Source organism: Niabella sp. CPT15-335-S11, from assembly GCF_058792415.1.
This window is the reverse complement of the sequence record NZ_JBYTEI010000003.1, coordinates 195,335-211,724: the sequence shown is the minus strand read 5'-3', so window position 1 is coordinate 211,724 and position 16,390 is coordinate 195,335. Positions and strand designations below refer to the sequence as shown.

Below are 16,390 nucleotides of genomic sequence, written 5' to 3'. Positions count from 1 at the left end.
CTTTAAAGTTTTAAGATTAACCTTTTGTTCCCATCACACTTTCAAAACGATACTGTACGGTATCATCTTCAATTCGTGGTGCGGATATTTTGGCGGTGGTGAGTATGGGATAGGTATTGGCATAAAAGTTCATTACCGCTTCCACGCTCCATGAAGGTTCAGGGTCTGTAAGCCTTATATCCGTTCCGTTTTCTTTGAGCAGGAAAACCCTGTCTAATTGCTTTGCTATTAACATGGCTTTTCGTTTTACAGATTATTGATTTGTTTCTTCATCTTCTTCCCAATCGCCTTCTATTGTTTCAGCATTTTCTTGGTTGTCTTCTTCCTCCGCATTCGCTTCATCCCTTTGTGGCTGTTCGTCAGCTACAGGTGTTGCAGTGCTGCCAAACAAGTCAGGGGCAAACTTTGCGGACAAGGATGATTTTCGTTTGCGGATAGCTTCTGCCTGTTCGGGATATTCTGATGGGTCAGGCACTTTCATCCATGCATCCCTGTATTTTCCTTCTTTCTCCAGTTCATCTACTTTCTGCATTACTTCTTTGTATTTCTTCTCTCTGGCTTCCTTTTCCTTTCGCTCCTTGTCTGCTTTTTCCTTTTCCATAGCGGATTGTTTTTTCACTTCCTCCAACTGTTTCATAAAGCCTTCCATGTCCACCATTAAACCCGAAGCGGTCTGTATTGGTGTAGTTATTCGTTCAAAGAAACCGTTATCCAGTTCTTCGGCACTCCCTCTAAGATTAAGAGGCGGTATCAGTTTCCGTGCATCGTCACCGCATTGCTCATTGTTGAGCATAACCGATACTATCCAGTTACTTTCTGTTCCTTTCCGTATGGTCAATTGCAGGTCGCCTGTTATATTCAATGCAGCTACGCTGCTGAAAAAATTTGTTGTTTCCATTGTTCAAATGTTTTTTTGTTAAAAGAATTTCTGTACAGTCCTGTATCGTTTTAGTTCTGTGTTGTCTTATCTAAAAAGCCATCCCCATAAGCCCCATAGCATCAAGGCTAAGGCTGCCCATTTCAGTACCCATTCTATTGCAAGTGTGATTAAGCCAACGAAATAGTTATTGAAATGCTGCAATCCACCTAAGCCCCTGCGGTTAAATTGTCGCATACCGACCAACAGCCTGATTGCCAAACCGACAAAGAACATAGTCGGATAAGACATTGCCTGCAATAGTTTTATCAATGCTTCCATAACTTTGTATTTTATGGATTAAATAATAAATCAATGGCTAACGCAAACTTGGGATTGCTGTGCTTCCGTATAGTGGTGTATAAGGTCATACAATGCACCATGTACAATGCGACATAGCCATCAAAAAGTTGGTCGGCAAATAAGCGGCTGTGCGTATGCAGTCGTTTCCCATACTTACTTATCTTGTTCCTGACTTCCTCCACAAAGGATAGCCATGCTTCAATGGTAAGCAACCCGTTTTCCCACTGGCTGCGTATCAACTGTTCGTCCTCCTGTATGGTAATGCACATATTGTTGGTGTATTCCAATAAGGCAGGTATTTCCTGCGGAAATAGTTCGTGAAGCAACTTTGCCTTCTCTACGTTTATCAAATTATCTAACGGTTTCATATACCTAATTTTTTAAGTGGATAATAAGGACAGGCATTGCTGCCTGTCCTGTTACTTTAGTTCAGTGCAAGCATGTCTGCACCGTCCTTTGCAAACTGGCTGCATAATTCAAACGCCCGCTGTGCTTTAGCCTGTGCAGTGCCACCCATTACAATGGATTGCAGCTTGCTTTCATCATCTTTATAATTGCGCACATTCTGATAGTAGCCTGTAACGGTTATGCAAAGCTTTGCATAACGATTATTATGGAAAGTAAAAGATTATGTAAAGCAACATCATAAAATAGGTTAAACAGGTGTGTTTAGGCATCTACTTTACAATATCACTTTACATAATAACCCGGCTATTTTTTAAGATTCTTTAGCCATTCCAATAAGGTAACATCTTTCTCCCACGATTTAGCTTTAGATTTTTCAGGTTTCATTTCGACATAAACCTTTTCAAAAGCATCTCGTTTTTGTTTGGAATCTGCACGTGCATAGATATCTGTCGTTTGAATAGATACGTGTCCGAGAATATCACGGATATAAACCAAGTTAACGCCAGCTTGCAAAAGATGCATCGCTTTTGAGTGTCGCAAGGAATGGCAACTGATTTTTTCTGGCATGATACCCGGATTTATTCTCCTTGCCTGATCGGCATACGTTTTTAGAATGTATGTTATGCCAGCGCGGGTAAGCTTTCCGTTTCTTGTATTTGAGAACAATGGATACAAGTTGGCGTGCGGTTCCAACAAATGGAGTTCCTGCATATATTTTTTCAGGAACACAATTTGTTCCTCTTGGAGCGGAACCATCCGGGCTTTACGCCCTTTGCCTACAAGCTTTACAATGTTAGGGGAATCCAGCCTAACGCTGGAGGGTGTAAGGTCGATCATCTCCTGAACCCTGGCACCGCTATCATACATCAGGGCAAGCAACGCAAGATTTCGGCGGCCTTTACGTGTACCAATGTCGGGTTGCTCAAGGAGTAACTTTATACCATCAGTCGTGAGATAGTTGATGCTTTTCTTTTGGTGCTGTTTTACCTTTATGGAGATGATTTTCTGCCACTCGAACAACCTTTCCGGATTTTCATATTGTAGGTAATTAAAGAACGAACGAATAGCGGCAAGACGATGATTGCGGGTGGCGTTGCTACAATGCCTGGTCTGTTGTAGCCAGTCAAGAAAATCGATGATCGCTTCTTTGTTTATTTTTTCAAGCGTGAGCTTTTGCGCCGCTATGCCTTTTTGCTCTTTCATAAAAGTGATGAGCTGAACAAAGGTGTCTTTATAAGCCAGGATGGTGTTGTAACTGACATTGCGCTCTCCCGGAAGGTATTTGGCGAAAAAGTCACTTAGATATTTTGCTAGATCAGTTGTTTCCATTGGCTGCGTTCGTTTGGGTTTTAGGGAAAACATGAGCGGATATTTCGTTGCCGTCGTTTAACAGATCCTGATATATTTCAGCCGTAAGCCTTACATATTGATCTGTCGATTTCAGAGACCTATGCCCCAGGCAGGTGGACAACAAAGGCAGGGAGTAGTACAGGTCCAATCCGGATTTAGACATTTTTACAAGTGAGTGAACCGCAAACGTATGCCTTAGATCATGAAGACGAGGGCCTTTGTGATTTCCTTGATGCGGGATTCCGGAGACCGCTAACATCTTTCTGAACCAATAGTAGACCGCGCCCTGCGAACATCTTTTCCCCATCGGAGAGACAAAGAAAAAATTTTTCTCATCGTTGACCTGCGGTAGAGGCATACGATCACGATATTGCAAATACTGCCTGAGTACTGTTACCAAAGTTTCAGACAAAGGTGATATACGTTCATCTCCATTCTTACTTTTTCTAATGTAAAGGCATTGCTTATCAAAGTCCACATCCTTGTTTTTTAAGGACAAAGCCTCGTTGATCCTAAGGCCAGTTCCATATAACAGACGTATTACCGCCGGTATTATAAAAAGGCTTGTGTGGAGGTGCCTGTCATATAATTCATAATGATCGCAGGCTTGAAAGATGCCAATCATCTGTTCATTGGTGAAAATATACGGGGTAAACCCACTTATCTTCCGGGGTAGCCTCGGGATATAACAATCATAACCGATCCTGCACATATATTTGCAGAACTGCGCCAGGGTACAATATTTGTCGTAGATCGTGCATTGGGCATCATTAATACGGGTTGCTCGCCACTGTTCGACCTGTTGTTGCGTGATCCCCAGTTCCCTTACATCATTATCTACAAAAAAGCTGTCCAGTTCAAGGAGAATCCATTGTGCCCGTAATGAGGTGTAGCCAAGCCCATTTTTTATGGCTATAAACTGCTTAATATAGGGCGCATAGATACTTTGATAGTTTAACTCACTCATAAAAAACACCTCCTTTCTGTTCATAGAAACTGCTGGAAACTGGCGGAACATGTAATGCACATTGGTTTAGAGATCCCAGATCTATCCGCAAATAAGACATGGTGGTCTCTGTACTCTGGTGACCAAGTGCTTCGGATATTACGGGCATAGATTCCTTGTTCTCCAAAAATCGACAGGCGAGACTATGGCGCATTGCGTGTGCCCCATGTCTCCTGCCTCTGACATCTACTTTGGAGGCTTCAATAATGCGGCAAAACATGTTGCTGACCGAACTTTTGGTCATGGGGGAAAAAGGTGCGATCATGAAAAGGAAGACTTTATCTGACTCACTATTTTTTCGGCCATATTTCAAATAATCTATAAGCGCTTCGCCAACTTCTGATAACAAAGGAAGTTTGATCTCCTTTCCTGTTTTATACTGGCATAAGGTGATAGTATTTTGTTCCCAATCGATATTGTTAAAACTCAAATGGGCAATGTCCGATGCCCTAAGTCCCAAGCGTGTCCCTAACAGCATCATGGCATAATTCCTTTTTCCGGTAGCATCTGATCTTTGAATGGACGCTTCTATTTGTAATACTTCATTTTTGCTATATATGGAGGGCAATTTTTCTCCCCGGGAGTATTTATATCCATCAATAACCAACGAAAGGTCGTTTTCCAATAAATGCTCTTTATGCAGGTATTGCAAGAAAAACCTGATCGATGATATAATCAAGGCCTTGTTATTTGTACTGGTAGAAAGGAACGTTACAATGTGCGTTTCGCTGATCGCTTTTAAGCATTCTATTTGCTTGCTTTCCAGGTAAATTAATAACCTATAGAGCGCACGCCGATATTCACTGACGGTTTTTTGGGTACGGCGTAACGCCCCAAGATGCAATAAGAATTGTTCCATCGCAAGACCTATGGGGCCTGATAACTCCCGTTCAAGGGGCTTGTAATGATGATTACTGATTGTACCTGTCTCTTGAAATTCGTTTAAGAAATTGACACTTCTAATGATGTCATCCTGATACCGGGAAATAATATCTCCGGTCACTATAGTACGCAGAAATTTTTCGCCCACAGAGGCGTCGTAATACATTGCCGATTCCTTTATCATGTATGGCATTAATTTTTTCAGCCATAGGAATCTGTACATGTTAATTCTGGCAGTAGAAAAACGCTGCCGTTCAAAATGCTGAATGCATTGCTTAATTAATTCTTCGAATGTTTCCATTGATTACTCTTTTAAATGTCGTGGCAAAATTGCCATCACAAATAACTGGAGTAATCTTATGTAAAGTATTTATGTAAAGTAGCGCCTGTAACACAGGCACTCTTGCTGATTTTATTTAACCGCTTTACATAATCTTTTACTTTCCATAATTACTGCATTGTATGCACCGAATACTGTTCCTTTGGTTGTATTCATCTGTTGGGTATCTGCCATCATTGCGTAGGCAAAGGCATCTTCCACCGTATTTTTAAACACGGTTGACAGTTCATCGTCTGCACCTTTTTTAAGTGCGTCCAATGTTTCCTTGTTGGGGCAAAGTGCCAGTTGGATGAGTTTCTTTACTTCTTCATCACATATACGCATCTTTGTCCATTGGTTGAATATTCCCTCCAGTTGGACACTTAGCTGATTAGCCAGTCCCATTACTTTATGGGCGTTTTCCAAACGCTGCTTTGCACCTGATGTATGGCGGATGCGTACCACGTTAGACATATTGCCCAATGCAGCATTGAGGGTGTTTTGACAAACGATACGCACAGGCGTAAACGCTGCGGTAATACTTCCTGTGCCATCATGTGAGGTGGTCAGGAAGATGTATTTTTCGGTAACATCATCACCGTTACCTACACGGATATAATCGGGAAGTTTAGCGGTAATAAATATGCGTTCCCCGTTACCCAATGCTCCTGCGGTTTCGTACAGGATTCCATCGTCACCACCCACAATAGCATCGAAAAACGCAAAGGCATCTGCATTCTGTACTATCTGGTAATCCTTTCCCACTACACCAAAAACCTGATTGGTATCGGTTCGCATGGTAGCGAAGTTGTCGGGCAGTAAGATGTTACCACCTTCTTTTATTTCACCGTCATTGTTTATGCTTATGTCTGTGCCACGGGTGTATAAGGGTGATTTGACAACCTCGAAATCAAGCCCTGCATATTTGATAGCTTCGGCACTGGTGGGATATTGCTCTACTATCTGTCCCAAATTGTGCCATGCTTTCTGCTGTACGCTAAAGAAGCTGTATTTGCCTGTACGTTCGTTATAATTAAGATTATGTGCCATGATTGTAATTTTTAAAGGTTGATAAATGAAAAATGAATGATTAGAAAGGCAAATCGTCTGTGCCATTATTAGCAGGTGCTACGGAGTTGTTTCTGTTACCACCTGCTACGGTTTCAGACCGCTTACCACCTCCATGCAATTTGATTTGTGATGTATGGAAATTGAGTGCTGCGTGTACCTCACCGTCTCCACCAATCCACGCCCTTGCGCTCACCCTGCCGGAGAGTTCCACCAATGTGCCTTTTGTGAGCACTTTAGCTACGTTTGTTGAAATCCAGTAAGCGCAATTAAAATACTCGGTTTGTTCCACCCGTTCACCCTGTTTGTTTCGGTAGCTGTCGTTAACCGCTACGGAAAAATTTACTACCTGTTTGTCGCTCGGCAAGGTGCTGATTTGTGCATCCTTCGTTAATCTGCCAATGATGTTCATGATTTTTAATTTTAATTGTGAAACCATTTTGTTTACTTCTTTTTTCACCCGCCTGCCCTAAAAGCATTTTTCCAAAAGAAAAAACGGAAAAAAAGAAAGCAGCGACAGAGTGTAGCCGCAGGTGCGGAGAGCTATAAGTCCCGAAGGGTGCAAGCGAAGCGCAGCATTATGCGCTCGTAGCAACGAAGGCGAAACTATCTTAGCTGCCTTTTTATCCGTTTCGATTGGAAAATGCCAAGCAGGCTGGTTGCTATTTCAACCAATGCGGACTTGATAATGGGTTATGCAATGAAGCATGAGGGGGATGTAAGGCGGTGAGGAACGAGCCGGTCACGATGAAAGAGGGACGGAAGCGAAGCGCACCCTGGAATGACCCGGCCCAAAGGGACATGCTCTAAAAAATAAAAAAGCTGAAGAAAAAATTTTCGGCTAACAGCTTTCGTTTTAGCAATTAAATTAATTTTATAAATCTGATAAATAAGACAATCCATTTTTTCGCAGGAAGGCGAATGATTTTATTGGCAACGGAAGGTCATCTTTTTTAAGATAACCAAGTGGAATTTCGTCGGCTGTTAAAATAAATGATTTGATTGTATAATTTTCAGCATCAGATACAAGGTCTTTCAACGCTGCTTTATTTGCGTTCAGCCAATCATTACGTTCAACGTGCTTACGCATTTTTGCTTTTTTATCCATGCCATCTCTTCCAAGATAATCGTCCATTTCAACTTTCATTTCATGGACATTACGCCCACCGTGAAGTTCTTACACTCAATAGGATATATAATCAGATGCTCATGATCTATTACAAACAGGTCAACGTCGCCATAATGCTTCTCTGCTTGGATATGACCTTTCGGAGCATCTTTATCCATCTGCACTTCGTGAGGTATGATTTCATATCCTGAGTTTTCTTCGAACCATTTTTTTACAGCTTCCCGAAAGGGATTTCCTTTATCTCCTGATACAGCTGCAAGCCAGCTCTTCATTTCTTCGGATTTTGCGCCAGGAAGTTTACTTGAGAATAACAGGTAAAAGAGGTTATCTATAAACTGCATGAGATGTCTGTAACCGAAATAATAGACGATTTCCTTATCGGCTATTTTGACCAGTGGCCTTCGGATGTAGGATATAGAGCGATTATACCTCCAGGGAAAAATATCAAGAGGGGTGTATCCGTCTGGAGGCACGCCAATACTTTTTCGCTCTAAAAGCGTCAGTAATTCCAAAGCAATATCAATGTCCGCGGCAGCTATGCCTTCGATTTTTGATAACAAGATTTTCAACGCGGCTTCCTTCATCTTCATGCAGGATTTTGCGCTGGTAAATCCTTCGTTCACCAATGTGCCGATGATCTTGGACAGTAGAGTAAGAGTTATACCAAACTCAGCCTTAAACGCAACGTCGAGGGATTTCGATTCTTCAGTTTCTACTATTTCGCCTGTTTTTCTGGCTGGAACATAATTACTTTCAAAGTCTTCTATGTTCCTGAATACAGTGCTTTCTGTTTTAGCAACCGCATACGGTTTAAAGGCTTCACGTTCAACTGTCTTGTCGGTACCTATACGTCCTGATGGTAAGAGGCCTATCTTTGGATCGTCAATACCCATCCGCATTGCTTCGCTCAAAGCTCCCCATTCTGTAAGTTGATTGGTAAGCGCCAGCAATTCGTCTATATCATCAAAATTGGGCCACTTTTGACCTGTAGGAATCTTAATCGCTATAAATTCGATTAGTGTCCTGATAGCATGGGCAGTTGTTACCAAATTGCGTTCGCCATCCATCAATTCGTCCACCTCCGTCTGAAAATCGCTGAAGCTGGCAATCTTAGCTGGAATAAGTATTTCGCGAAATTCTCGCAACTGAATACATCTCTCATTGAGCTTAATCAACCATTCAAGTAATCCGACACCGTCGAACTCCGCAAGCCTGCTCGTAATCTGTCCTATAAGCGCAGATACAATATCATCACATAGTTTGATCTTATCTTTCTTGTCTGGAATATCATTAGGGATTGCATAACCTTTCGGTAAGTAACTTACAAGGTTATCCAGGATATAGGAAACATCTGTGTCGCTTATATAGCGCATCGGAGGCAGGTTCCGGTCATCCATTCTGATGTTTGCTGAGGCATCGCTAAACAAAAGCATCTTTGCACCTACAGGCTGCAATGTCTGCTCAACGATTTCAGTAATAATATCGGCGTTTAGGGCGGTACTGTTTCCGGACGTGGTTATGTAATCTCTGATACCTTGAAGCACAGAGGTCATCAGCATTTTATCAGCGCGGTTGTCAGAGCGCATAACAGCATATAAGTAGTCAAAGGGCAGGGAAACACGTATGCGCGGTACAACGATTTCAATACCAAGTTTAATGTCGTTTACGTTAACATCCTTGATCTCAAACTGCTCAGCATCCATCAACTCATCTGCTATCACTATTTCAACTTCAAATTGAATCAGCCGTTGCTCATTCAGGTAGGGAGCCAACAACGGTTCCATTTTATTTAACCAAAATGCAACGGCTTCGCATGCGTAGGTAGCCCAACTTTCCTTCCCTGCCTTTGTTTGTGGACTGGTGATCCAGATAGGCATTTTAAAGCTTTCAATCACTATGCGGAGATATTCGCTTATTTCCTTTTCCACGTAAATAGGAGCATAATCTTTAAAGCGTGAAACCTTCGCGTAAGCAAGCTTACCCTTGTAAAAAATTGGAACAGCGTGTTCATTCAGTTGTTTCTGAACTTCCCGCCTAAACTCATCGGAACTGCCGTTTACTATCATCAGCATTCCACCTAACGGATTGACCTCATCTGAATCTAATAGACTTCCGTGATTTTTTCGGTATATAGCATACGCATCCATTGCGCCACCCATTGCCATTACTCTTGCCAATTCGTTTGTTCTACTATAGCATTTAGCAAATTTCCAAAGGGTAAGACTATTCACCTTGGAAGAATGAGTTATTGTCCACAGTTCACGATATTTTAAAGCTAATGATTGATTTCCTGCTGACGGTTTAGCCCACATAAAGTAATAGTCGTTAGCTGTCTCCCCAATAATGTATAAGCAAAATACACCAAATGGCTGCGATGCTTCGAGGGAGCTTAGATATTGAACGACTTCTACTGTCCTTTCTTCATACGGGTCGGCTGGTTTTGCTGCGGAAGTATCTTCTGCGTCTGCTGATAATACTTCTCCTGTTTTGATATAGCATATATATGCCAACTTCTGGTTGTCGAACTGGAATACAGTTTCTTTAATCGACAATTGATTTTTGGATTCTGGGAGGGCGATGTCGGTTGCCAACCAGCCAGTTTTTGCCAGGGCTACGCAAGTAAGATGGAATTGCCTTTCATATAGTAGCTCCATTAGCTCTTCATAACATTTGTACTCTTTTGCCTTCTTATAAACATAACTTATAAGTGCGTTTGAGATACCCGTTGGCATATAAAGTATGATAGCATCCTTGACCGAAACAAGCGGTTTAAAATTGACTATATTTTCCTCCGGATCATCGTTCTGAAGGTCTTCTGTACCGAGCTGTACTATAAAGTCTTCCAAAATACCAATATCGTATCCGTGTCCGTCACATACCTCTTCTAAATATGTTCTTGTAAAATAGATGGCATCGGTGTATTGAGTGGCTTTGTCATACACTGGAAATTCAATGTCATCGGATTCTCCCTCTTTGTAGATAAATGGTACATGGCCAGCATCATGAGCCACGCTTTCACTCATAAACAACAGTAAACCTATTGCATCCCGTACTTTTTTTACAAAGTCTTTATCAAGAGTATGCTTATGGAGGAAGATGCACTCTGTAAGCTGGTTTAGTATCTCGGTAAGGCCATCATATATGCCTGGATATACAATGTAATTGCCTTGTTCAAAAATAGCAATCTCAGTGTACGCATTGGTAAGAGGATCTTCCATCGCTTCACCGTCAGTATAATTTTCGATGACTTCTTTTAATTTTTCCCAGGTAGCCAACGGTTTTTCATCATTCGGGTCAAACTGGCGTAAGGTTGCAAGGCACAATTGTTCAAAGCGAACATTCCTGCCATGATTTGCTGGATGGAGTTGTAGTGCGCCTAATAACCCCAATAGTTGTATTGAGTTTTTAGAGGCCAGTAAATCGTCAAAATTCATTGGTGATGGTTTGTTGGTGGCCTGCGCCGTTGTGCCAATCGGACTGCCTTCCTGCTTTAAATGGCATTGCTTATATTTTTTACCGCTGCCACAGGGGCAAGGGTCATTTCGTCCAATCTTTCCCATAGCTATGTTTGAATTAAAACCTAAGGATTAATCCGACTTATTTATCATTTGCCCTGCTGAGGCCAGAAGTGAAATTTTCAGATTCGCTTTTTTCCAGCAATATTGGAACAAGCTGTTGCCAGTATTTAGGCATTAAAGATTTTTTTAAACCTTTGCAAATGATGTAGGCCAACATTTCTTCAAACTTATTCCACTTGTCATTATAAATTATTTCGTTACGAGCTGAATTTAAATCCAAACCGTTTTCACCTTGTACATCAAGAATAATTAATATCGGCAACGGCCATTTAAGCATAGATTTCTTATCTCTATTATAATACTCTGGAAACAGATTGCCCGCATAATTGATGCCATGTAAGGAAAACCTTGACTTTGACTTTGCAAGCGTACTATAATGTGAACTTGATTTTATATTCCCTTCATCGTCAACATCAATAGTGGAACTACTTTTATCGATTTCGTTAACGCCTAAGCGAATTTCCATATTCAACTCAAAAGTCTCATCATCAATGATAACTTCTTTTGATAATTTGTTTATGATTTTAACTGGAGCCTTGTCTTTTTCTAAAATTGCAACGACTGCATTTCCATAAAAGTCATTTTCAGCTAGCGTGATTTTTACTTCCTTTATATTTTCTTCTTCTTTCCAGGAATAATCTTTCAATTCTACAGCATCGAGGTTTTTAAAGTCATTCTGTGTATAAGAAAGTTTTTCTTTATCTGTTTCAATATTTACTGTAAAGGGAGGGTTAGGAAAGACATTTTGCACTGAACGTATGAATTGTGATTCTGTCATTTTCTTCCAGGGATTTTTCTCCCTGAGTAATAACTTAGTTGAGGTTCCGGGTACCTTTTTATCACTCTTAAGAATCGTAAAAATGCTATCGTGTCCTTCAATGATTAATTTCAAGGGTTTGTCATAGTCAAATTGTTCCTTCAGTCTTTTGGTTTCCACCTCTATTGTATCGGCAATCATAAAGCAAGACAAAATGCCTATACCAAATTCTGAAACAGGAGTAAAATTCAAATCTGATTTGGCCTTTAATTCGTAAAAGTCTCTGGATTTGTAAAAAGATGAACCAATTTTAGAGTAATATTTGTCGATTATTTCCTTGTTCATTCCAATACCATTGTCTATTACTTCGAGAAAGTCCTCATCTCCCTGTGTATAGTATTTGACGGTTATTTCAGGAATATATGGGACGTCCCATTTCTCATGCAGTGCCATGCTCAATTTGCAAGCATCTCTTGAATTTTGCAAAAGCTCCCTCAGTGCAACTTCAGGATTTCCATAAAGTTTAGTCCCCATAAGTAACTCTATCACCTGATTCTTGTTAAGCTCAAAAGAGGTGTTTTCGTAATAATAGATAGGATCGCCTGTGATAATATCTTTTTCTGCTTCGATCTTATCCCTTGTGACTCTCACCGGCAGCGAAATCTTACAAGGATTGGAATTTGTTCCGATAGATTCAGGCATTTTAGCAAGGATAATACCACAATTCTTCAACTCGTCATCTATGTAGTCGCAGAATTTCCTAATAGTTGCTTCAATAGCTGGGTGACTACATTTAGCTGAAAAAGCAATATCATCCTTGGTGATCTTCCAAGCCTGTACCGCTCTGTGCTTTTGCCACTCCGCTAATGATACAGGATTACGAACCGTTAAATGAGAAAATAATACAGACGGTGTTCTTTTAGCATCAAAATCCAATAAATCTGCGAGTCTTAAGATAAGTCCTACAAATTGTAGATTGGTGGTAATATCTTCGCCGCATAAATATGAAGCATCCAGTTTTAAAAGTGCCATTGAGTCTTCATTGTGGCTAAAACAGAGTTGTGCAAGTGCATGAGTCAAGTCAGTATCTCGATATTTTACGCGGTCCTTCCATTCCTTCGCAATAATAATTTTAGCCCTTTGTGCATGTGTAGTTCTTATATATTCTGAAAGCAAATAGTCTTCTAATAGTCTTGCTTTCGCCTCCTGTTTTTTTCCCCTCAGTCTTCCTATCTCATCTAACTTCTCAGGATAAGTTTTAGTAAATCTTTCAAATTCCAAATATAGTGCTCGCTCTTGTTCATCAGGTTCAGTTTCTTTCCAATCTTGTTTCCACGCTCTAATTTCGTATTCATAGGGAGCCATTCCTAAATCATGGAAAAATGCAGTGAGAATAAGGAGCATTAAATCAGGAACAGATAATTGTTTAATATTTTCTTCTGGTATTAGTTTCTCCATATTGTAGAGAACACGGAACAAATGTGCGCCATCATGTAGCGTATATTCCGGCATGTATTTAATAATTAGCTTAGATTTTTCATAGGCATCTTTCACTCCATCGTGAACGATAGACGTTACTTGTGCTTCTATTGAATCACCTTCTTTAGAAGCGTTCTCCTTAAAAATTTGATAAATCTTGCTTTTAAAAAGTTGATTTTCTACACCTGCTGTCATGCTTGTTCATTTATACTATTGCCCATCCTCAATTACTTTAAGGCTTTAGAAATTCTGTAATAGCGTTTATATAATGCGTCTTTACCGCCCTCCATCACATTGCATACTGCCAATCGTATATCTTTATTCTGCAAGGCATCATTTCCGTCAACAACTATTTGTCCATTATTAAAATTCATATGAATTATACTGTCGGAATTTGCATTTACTGCGATATTGGGGTTATGTGTTACGAGCAGTAACTGTCTTTTTTGTTTTAACGCTTTAAAACCAGGTACCACAAAAGAGGAAATAAGCCTTGTATCTAAATCATCTTCTGGCTGGTCTATAATGAGAGGGATATTATTAAGGGCTAAAAGCAGACCTAACATTCCCGCCGTTCGCTCTCCAGCCGAGCCTGTTTGTATATCTTCTTCACGTCCTTCTTTTTTAAACCTAAGAACGAGTTTGTCTTCTGGAATCCAGATAAGTAACCTATCAATATCTTCTGGTGTATTTTGATTAAGCCAGGTTATATGCCTTGCCAATCTTAAATCAAGACCTTTAGTATCAGTCTCAGTTGCAGAGACAAAGTTTTTAACGGCATTGAATCTTTTTTCCCATCTCGTATCTTCAGCTTCATTTATTATAGTACCAATTAATCCAGAACTAATGTCTGTTTCATCGTCGTGAGTATAAATATATCCTGCAAATTCAGAACCTTCCTTTCTCAATAACTTCCTGAAAGTAGCATTGGCGTTTTCTGCATCAGACATGGGCTGCAAACTAATTATAAGAAAAGGATTGTCTGTATTATCAAACTCTTTCCATCGATCAATAATAGCTTTTCGTTTTACCCGTAATTCTTTCTCTTTATCAATTATTGATGTGTAATGTGCCAGCAGTTCAGATTTTAATGTTTCGAGTTGCTGTTTTTGTGTATCTATCAAAGCAAGTTTCCCAACTAAAGAGTTTTTTCGTTGGATCAACGTTTCGTAGGACTCACTTCCAAGTTCTTGAATTTTATCCAAAATAGCTTCATAGGCACCTTTAGCGGTTTCAAATTCAGCAAACCAGGGAAGGGCATTGAATTGGTTTTGTAAATTTTCTTTGTAAGGAGCTATTAAGGCTATTGCTTCTGAAATCTTTTGCGTTGCCCCTGATATTGCTGTCTCTACAACTGAGAGGAAGTCCAGTGATTCAGTTTTGAGACTTTCGGAAACAGCTTCTGATGCTTTGATGTTCGGAGCCTTTGGATTTAACTCCTCCAATTCTTGTATAAACTGAGAAATATTTGTGGTTGTAGTCGTGAAAAAGTCATTAACAGCGGTTAGCTTGTTAAAATTGCCAAGTGTGTCTTTATATTCAGAACTTTCATACAATTGAATTTTGTTATTGGTCGAATCAAGTTGGGCTTTAAGATTTTGCTCTTCTGAAATAGCGGCCTGAAGTTGTCTTGCTTTTGCCCGATCTGCCAGCCATTTTTCAATTAGTTTTTCTTTTTCATCGAGCCAATTTTGCTTGTCAAACTGCGAATCAATGAGTTCAATTAATTTTGATGGATTGCCTGTCAGCGCATATAATTCCTTTTGATTGAATATTTGGATTGGAAATAATTCATTAATGTTAGAAACGGTGTTAGAGACGCCCCAATCACCTGAATTGTTGTCCCACGTTTGAAGAGAATGGTTTTGTTGATTCCAAGTTATTAAATGAAGTTTACCGTCTTTGAATATCTCAACCGTAATAGTTGTCGTATCTCTCAACATTCCCGGTAAACTCTTTCTTCCAATCTGATTAAACTTGTTAAATTCGGATTGTATGTCATCCGGCATTTCGTCAATTCTATTAAGTGCAATTCGGAGATAGTTTAATATTGTTGATTTACCAGATCCCCTTCCGCCGATAATTGAAGAAAGCCAAGGGCTTAATTTGGCATCTAATGGTAAACCATTTCCCGCTTTAAACCCATTTGAAACCCTGATAGATTTCACAAAATATCTGTTATTAATAATGTTAGGATCACTACCACAATCTCCTTTCCGAATAATTCCGTCTTCGCAATCATGCAATGCAAGCCTCAATGCATCCAATGAAGGATCGCTCATTTTTATCCAAGTGTAGCCACTCCCTACCTGTGCAGCAATATGGCTGTCGGAACCAAGAACCTCCGCTAAAGATAATTTGGATTGCTTATAAAGTTCAGGCTTTTCTAACGTGTTATTGATTACTTCAATAGCAAGCAAATCTTCTGCTTTAAGCGCCTGTGAAAATGTGTGCCCAGTAAGTTTAAATAACCCACAAGCCTCATCAACGTGTGCAGGAATTGCAATTGCACCTTTTTTATGTATCTCGTTTATAATTTCCTCAACGCTTTTAGGGCTTACGGCGTCAGAAGTTCCGAAATGTTCGGACGGGAAATTGATTGCTCCTAAAAGAGCGTGAACTTCCTTTGTTTCAGCAGACGGGTCGAACAATGCAAGAATGTGAATGTTACTTGAAGCCGTTATCTCAACCCCAGGGAATAGGAATAATTTTCTATACCCGGTCGGTTGCGTTTGATCTAACGTTTGCAATGCGCTCTTTAATTGATCTACCCATTCTCCTGAATTATGGTCAGTAATAGCAACACAGTCAATGCCGGCTTGCATATACATCAACAGCCAGTTTTTGGGTGTAATCGCTTGATGAAGCCCATCTCCTTTACCGAAGTCATCTGAGGCAGGTGTATGGTTGTGAAAATCGAATTTCCACCACCTGGCACCGTGTATATATTTTATCATATTACTTCAATTAGTTATTTTTTTGTTGCTACTATCAATTCTCGTACATCCACATCCAGTATCGCAGCTATTTCGGTTAATATTTCCAAGCTCGGCTGCCTCCTGTTCTGAACATAAGAATTCACCATATTGTAACTTTTTTTGAGCTTTTCAGCCAGCCATTTTTGTTTGATACCTTTTTCATCCAAAACTTCTTTGATGCGATTCATTTGCTTCAAAAGTTAATATTTTAAAGGTA

15 protein-coding genes are annotated in these 16,390 nt (G+C 40.1%); all 15 read right to left on the bottom strand.

Annotated elements, in window-relative coordinates; all coding sequences use genetic code 11:
- Positions 1 to 16: 16 nt before the first annotated feature.
- Entirely contained in the window at positions 17 to 235 is a 219-nt protein-coding gene (locus AC3WS5_RS11955) for a PRTRC system protein C (protein ID WP_492467612.1), read from the bottom strand.
- A gap of 18 nt (positions 236 to 253) precedes the next feature.
- Entirely contained in the window at positions 254 to 898 is a 645-nt protein-coding gene (locus AC3WS5_RS11950; RefSeq protein ID WP_492467611.1) for a hypothetical protein, read from the bottom strand.
- 66 nt (positions 899 to 964) lie between these two features.
- Complete coding sequence (locus tag AC3WS5_RS11945; protein WP_492467610.1) at positions 965 to 1,198, bottom strand: hypothetical protein; 234 nt, start codon at positions 1,196 to 1,198, stop codon at positions 965 to 967.
- An 11-nt stretch (positions 1,199 to 1,209) separates the two neighbouring features.
- On the bottom strand, positions 1,210 to 1,587 hold the full coding sequence (locus AC3WS5_RS11940; RefSeq protein ID WP_492467609.1) for a hypothetical protein: 378 nt from the start codon (positions 1,585 to 1,587) through the stop codon (positions 1,210 to 1,212).
- Between the two features lie 56 nt (positions 1,588 to 1,643).
- On the bottom strand, positions 1,644 to 1,781 hold the full coding sequence (locus AC3WS5_RS11935; RefSeq protein WP_492467608.1) for a hypothetical protein: 138 nt from the start codon (positions 1,779 to 1,781) through the stop codon (positions 1,644 to 1,646).
- A gap of 149 nt (positions 1,782 to 1,930) precedes the next feature.
- Positions 1,931 to 2,956, bottom strand: a complete 1,026-nt coding sequence (locus AC3WS5_RS11930) for a site-specific integrase (RefSeq protein ID WP_492467607.1) — start codon at positions 2,954 to 2,956, stop codon at positions 1,931 to 1,933.
- The gene (locus AC3WS5_RS11925) at positions 2,943 to 3,944 is read right to left on the bottom strand and encodes a tyrosine-type recombinase/integrase (protein ID WP_492467606.1); all 1,002 of its coding nucleotides are present in this window, start codon (positions 3,942 to 3,944) and stop codon (positions 2,943 to 2,945) included. The genes AC3WS5_RS11930 and AC3WS5_RS11925 overlap by 14 nt, the downstream gene beginning before the upstream one ends.
- Complete coding sequence (locus AC3WS5_RS11920; protein ID WP_492467605.1) at positions 3,937 to 5,166, bottom strand: site-specific integrase; 1,230 nt, start codon at positions 5,164 to 5,166, stop codon at positions 3,937 to 3,939. The genes AC3WS5_RS11925 and AC3WS5_RS11920 overlap by 8 nt, the downstream gene beginning before the upstream one ends.
- A gap of 111 nt (positions 5,167 to 5,277) precedes the next feature.
- The gene (locus tag AC3WS5_RS11915) at positions 5,278 to 6,234 is read right to left on the bottom strand and encodes a DUF932 domain-containing protein (RefSeq protein WP_492467604.1); all 957 of its coding nucleotides are present in this window, start codon (positions 6,232 to 6,234) and stop codon (positions 5,278 to 5,280) included.
- Between the two features lie 40 nt (positions 6,235 to 6,274).
- On the bottom strand, positions 6,275 to 6,664 hold the full coding sequence (locus tag AC3WS5_RS11910; RefSeq protein WP_492467603.1) for a single-stranded DNA-binding protein: 390 nt from the start codon (positions 6,662 to 6,664) through the stop codon (positions 6,275 to 6,277).
- 462 nt (positions 6,665 to 7,126) lie between these two features.
- Positions 7,127 to 7,399 (bottom strand): hypothetical protein, encoded by a 273-nt coding sequence (locus tag AC3WS5_RS11905; RefSeq protein WP_492467602.1) that lies wholly within the window; start codon positions 7,397 to 7,399, stop codon positions 7,127 to 7,129.
- Positions 7,396 to 10,941: a YecA family protein gene (locus AC3WS5_RS11900; RefSeq protein ID WP_492467601.1), complete on the bottom strand. Its 3,546-nt coding sequence runs from the start codon at positions 10,939 to 10,941 to the stop codon at positions 7,396 to 7,398. The genes AC3WS5_RS11905 and AC3WS5_RS11900 overlap by 4 nt, the downstream gene beginning before the upstream one ends.
- A gap of 37 nt (positions 10,942 to 10,978) precedes the next feature.
- Positions 10,979 to 13,390, bottom strand: coding sequence for an HD domain-containing protein (locus tag AC3WS5_RS11895; protein WP_492467600.1), 2,412 nt, complete (start codon positions 13,388 to 13,390; stop codon positions 10,979 to 10,981).
- Between the two features lie 32 nt (positions 13,391 to 13,422).
- Complete coding sequence (locus AC3WS5_RS11890; RefSeq protein WP_492467599.1) at positions 13,423 to 16,152, bottom strand: TrlF family AAA-like ATPase; 2,730 nt, start codon at positions 16,150 to 16,152, stop codon at positions 13,423 to 13,425.
- Positions 16,153 to 16,166: 14 nt separating this feature from the next.
- Entirely contained in the window at positions 16,167 to 16,361 is a 195-nt protein-coding gene (locus AC3WS5_RS11885) for a helix-turn-helix domain-containing protein (protein ID WP_492467771.1), read from the bottom strand.
- Between the last annotated feature and the right edge of the window lie 29 nt (positions 16,362 to 16,390).

Bases quoted from the DNA above. Each gene is read 5' to 3' on its own strand.
- AC3WS5_RS11955 (WP_492467612.1), bottom strand. From the start codon at position 235: ATGTTAATAGCAAAGCAATTAGACAGGGTTTTCCTGCTCAAAGAAAAC.
- AC3WS5_RS11950 (WP_492467611.1), bottom strand. From the start codon at position 898: ATGGAAACAACAAATTTTTTCAGCAGCGTAGCTGCATTGAATATAACA.
- AC3WS5_RS11945 (WP_492467610.1), bottom strand. From the start codon at position 1,198: ATGGAAGCATTGATAAAACTATTGCAGGCAATGTCTTATCCGACTATG.
- AC3WS5_RS11940 (WP_492467609.1), bottom strand. From the start codon at position 1,587: ATGAAACCGTTAGATAATTTGATAAACGTAGAGAAGGCAAAGTTGCTT.
- AC3WS5_RS11930 (WP_492467607.1), bottom strand. From the start codon at position 2,956: ATGGAAACAACTGATCTAGCAAAATATCTAAGTGACTTTTTCGCCAAA.
- AC3WS5_RS11925 (WP_492467606.1), bottom strand. From the start codon at position 3,944: ATGAGTGAGTTAAACTATCAAAGTATCTATGCGCCCTATATTAAGCAG.
- AC3WS5_RS11920 (WP_492467605.1), bottom strand. From the start codon at position 5,166: ATGGAAACATTCGAAGAATTAATTAAGCAATGCATTCAGCATTTTGAA.
- AC3WS5_RS11915 (WP_492467604.1), bottom strand. From the start codon at position 6,234: ATGGCACATAATCTTAATTATAACGAACGTACAGGCAAATACAGCTTC.
- AC3WS5_RS11910 (WP_492467603.1), bottom strand. From the start codon at position 6,664: ATGAACATCATTGGCAGATTAACGAAGGATGCACAAATCAGCACCTTG.
- AC3WS5_RS11905 (WP_492467602.1), bottom strand. From the start codon at position 7,399: ATGAAAGTTGAAATGGACGATTATCTTGGAAGAGATGGCATGGATAAA.
- AC3WS5_RS11900 (WP_492467601.1), bottom strand. From the start codon at position 10,941: ATGGGAAAGATTGGACGAAATGACCCTTGCCCCTGTGGCAGCGGTAAA.
- AC3WS5_RS11895 (WP_492467600.1), bottom strand. From the start codon at position 13,390: ATGACAGCAGGTGTAGAAAATCAACTTTTTAAAAGCAAGATTTATCAA.
- AC3WS5_RS11890 (WP_492467599.1), bottom strand. From the start codon at position 16,152: ATGATAAAATATATACACGGTGCCAGGTGGTGGAAATTCGATTTTCAC.
- AC3WS5_RS11885 (WP_492467771.1), bottom strand. From the start codon at position 16,361: ATGAATCGCATCAAAGAAGTTTTGGATGAAAAAGGTATCAAACAAAAA.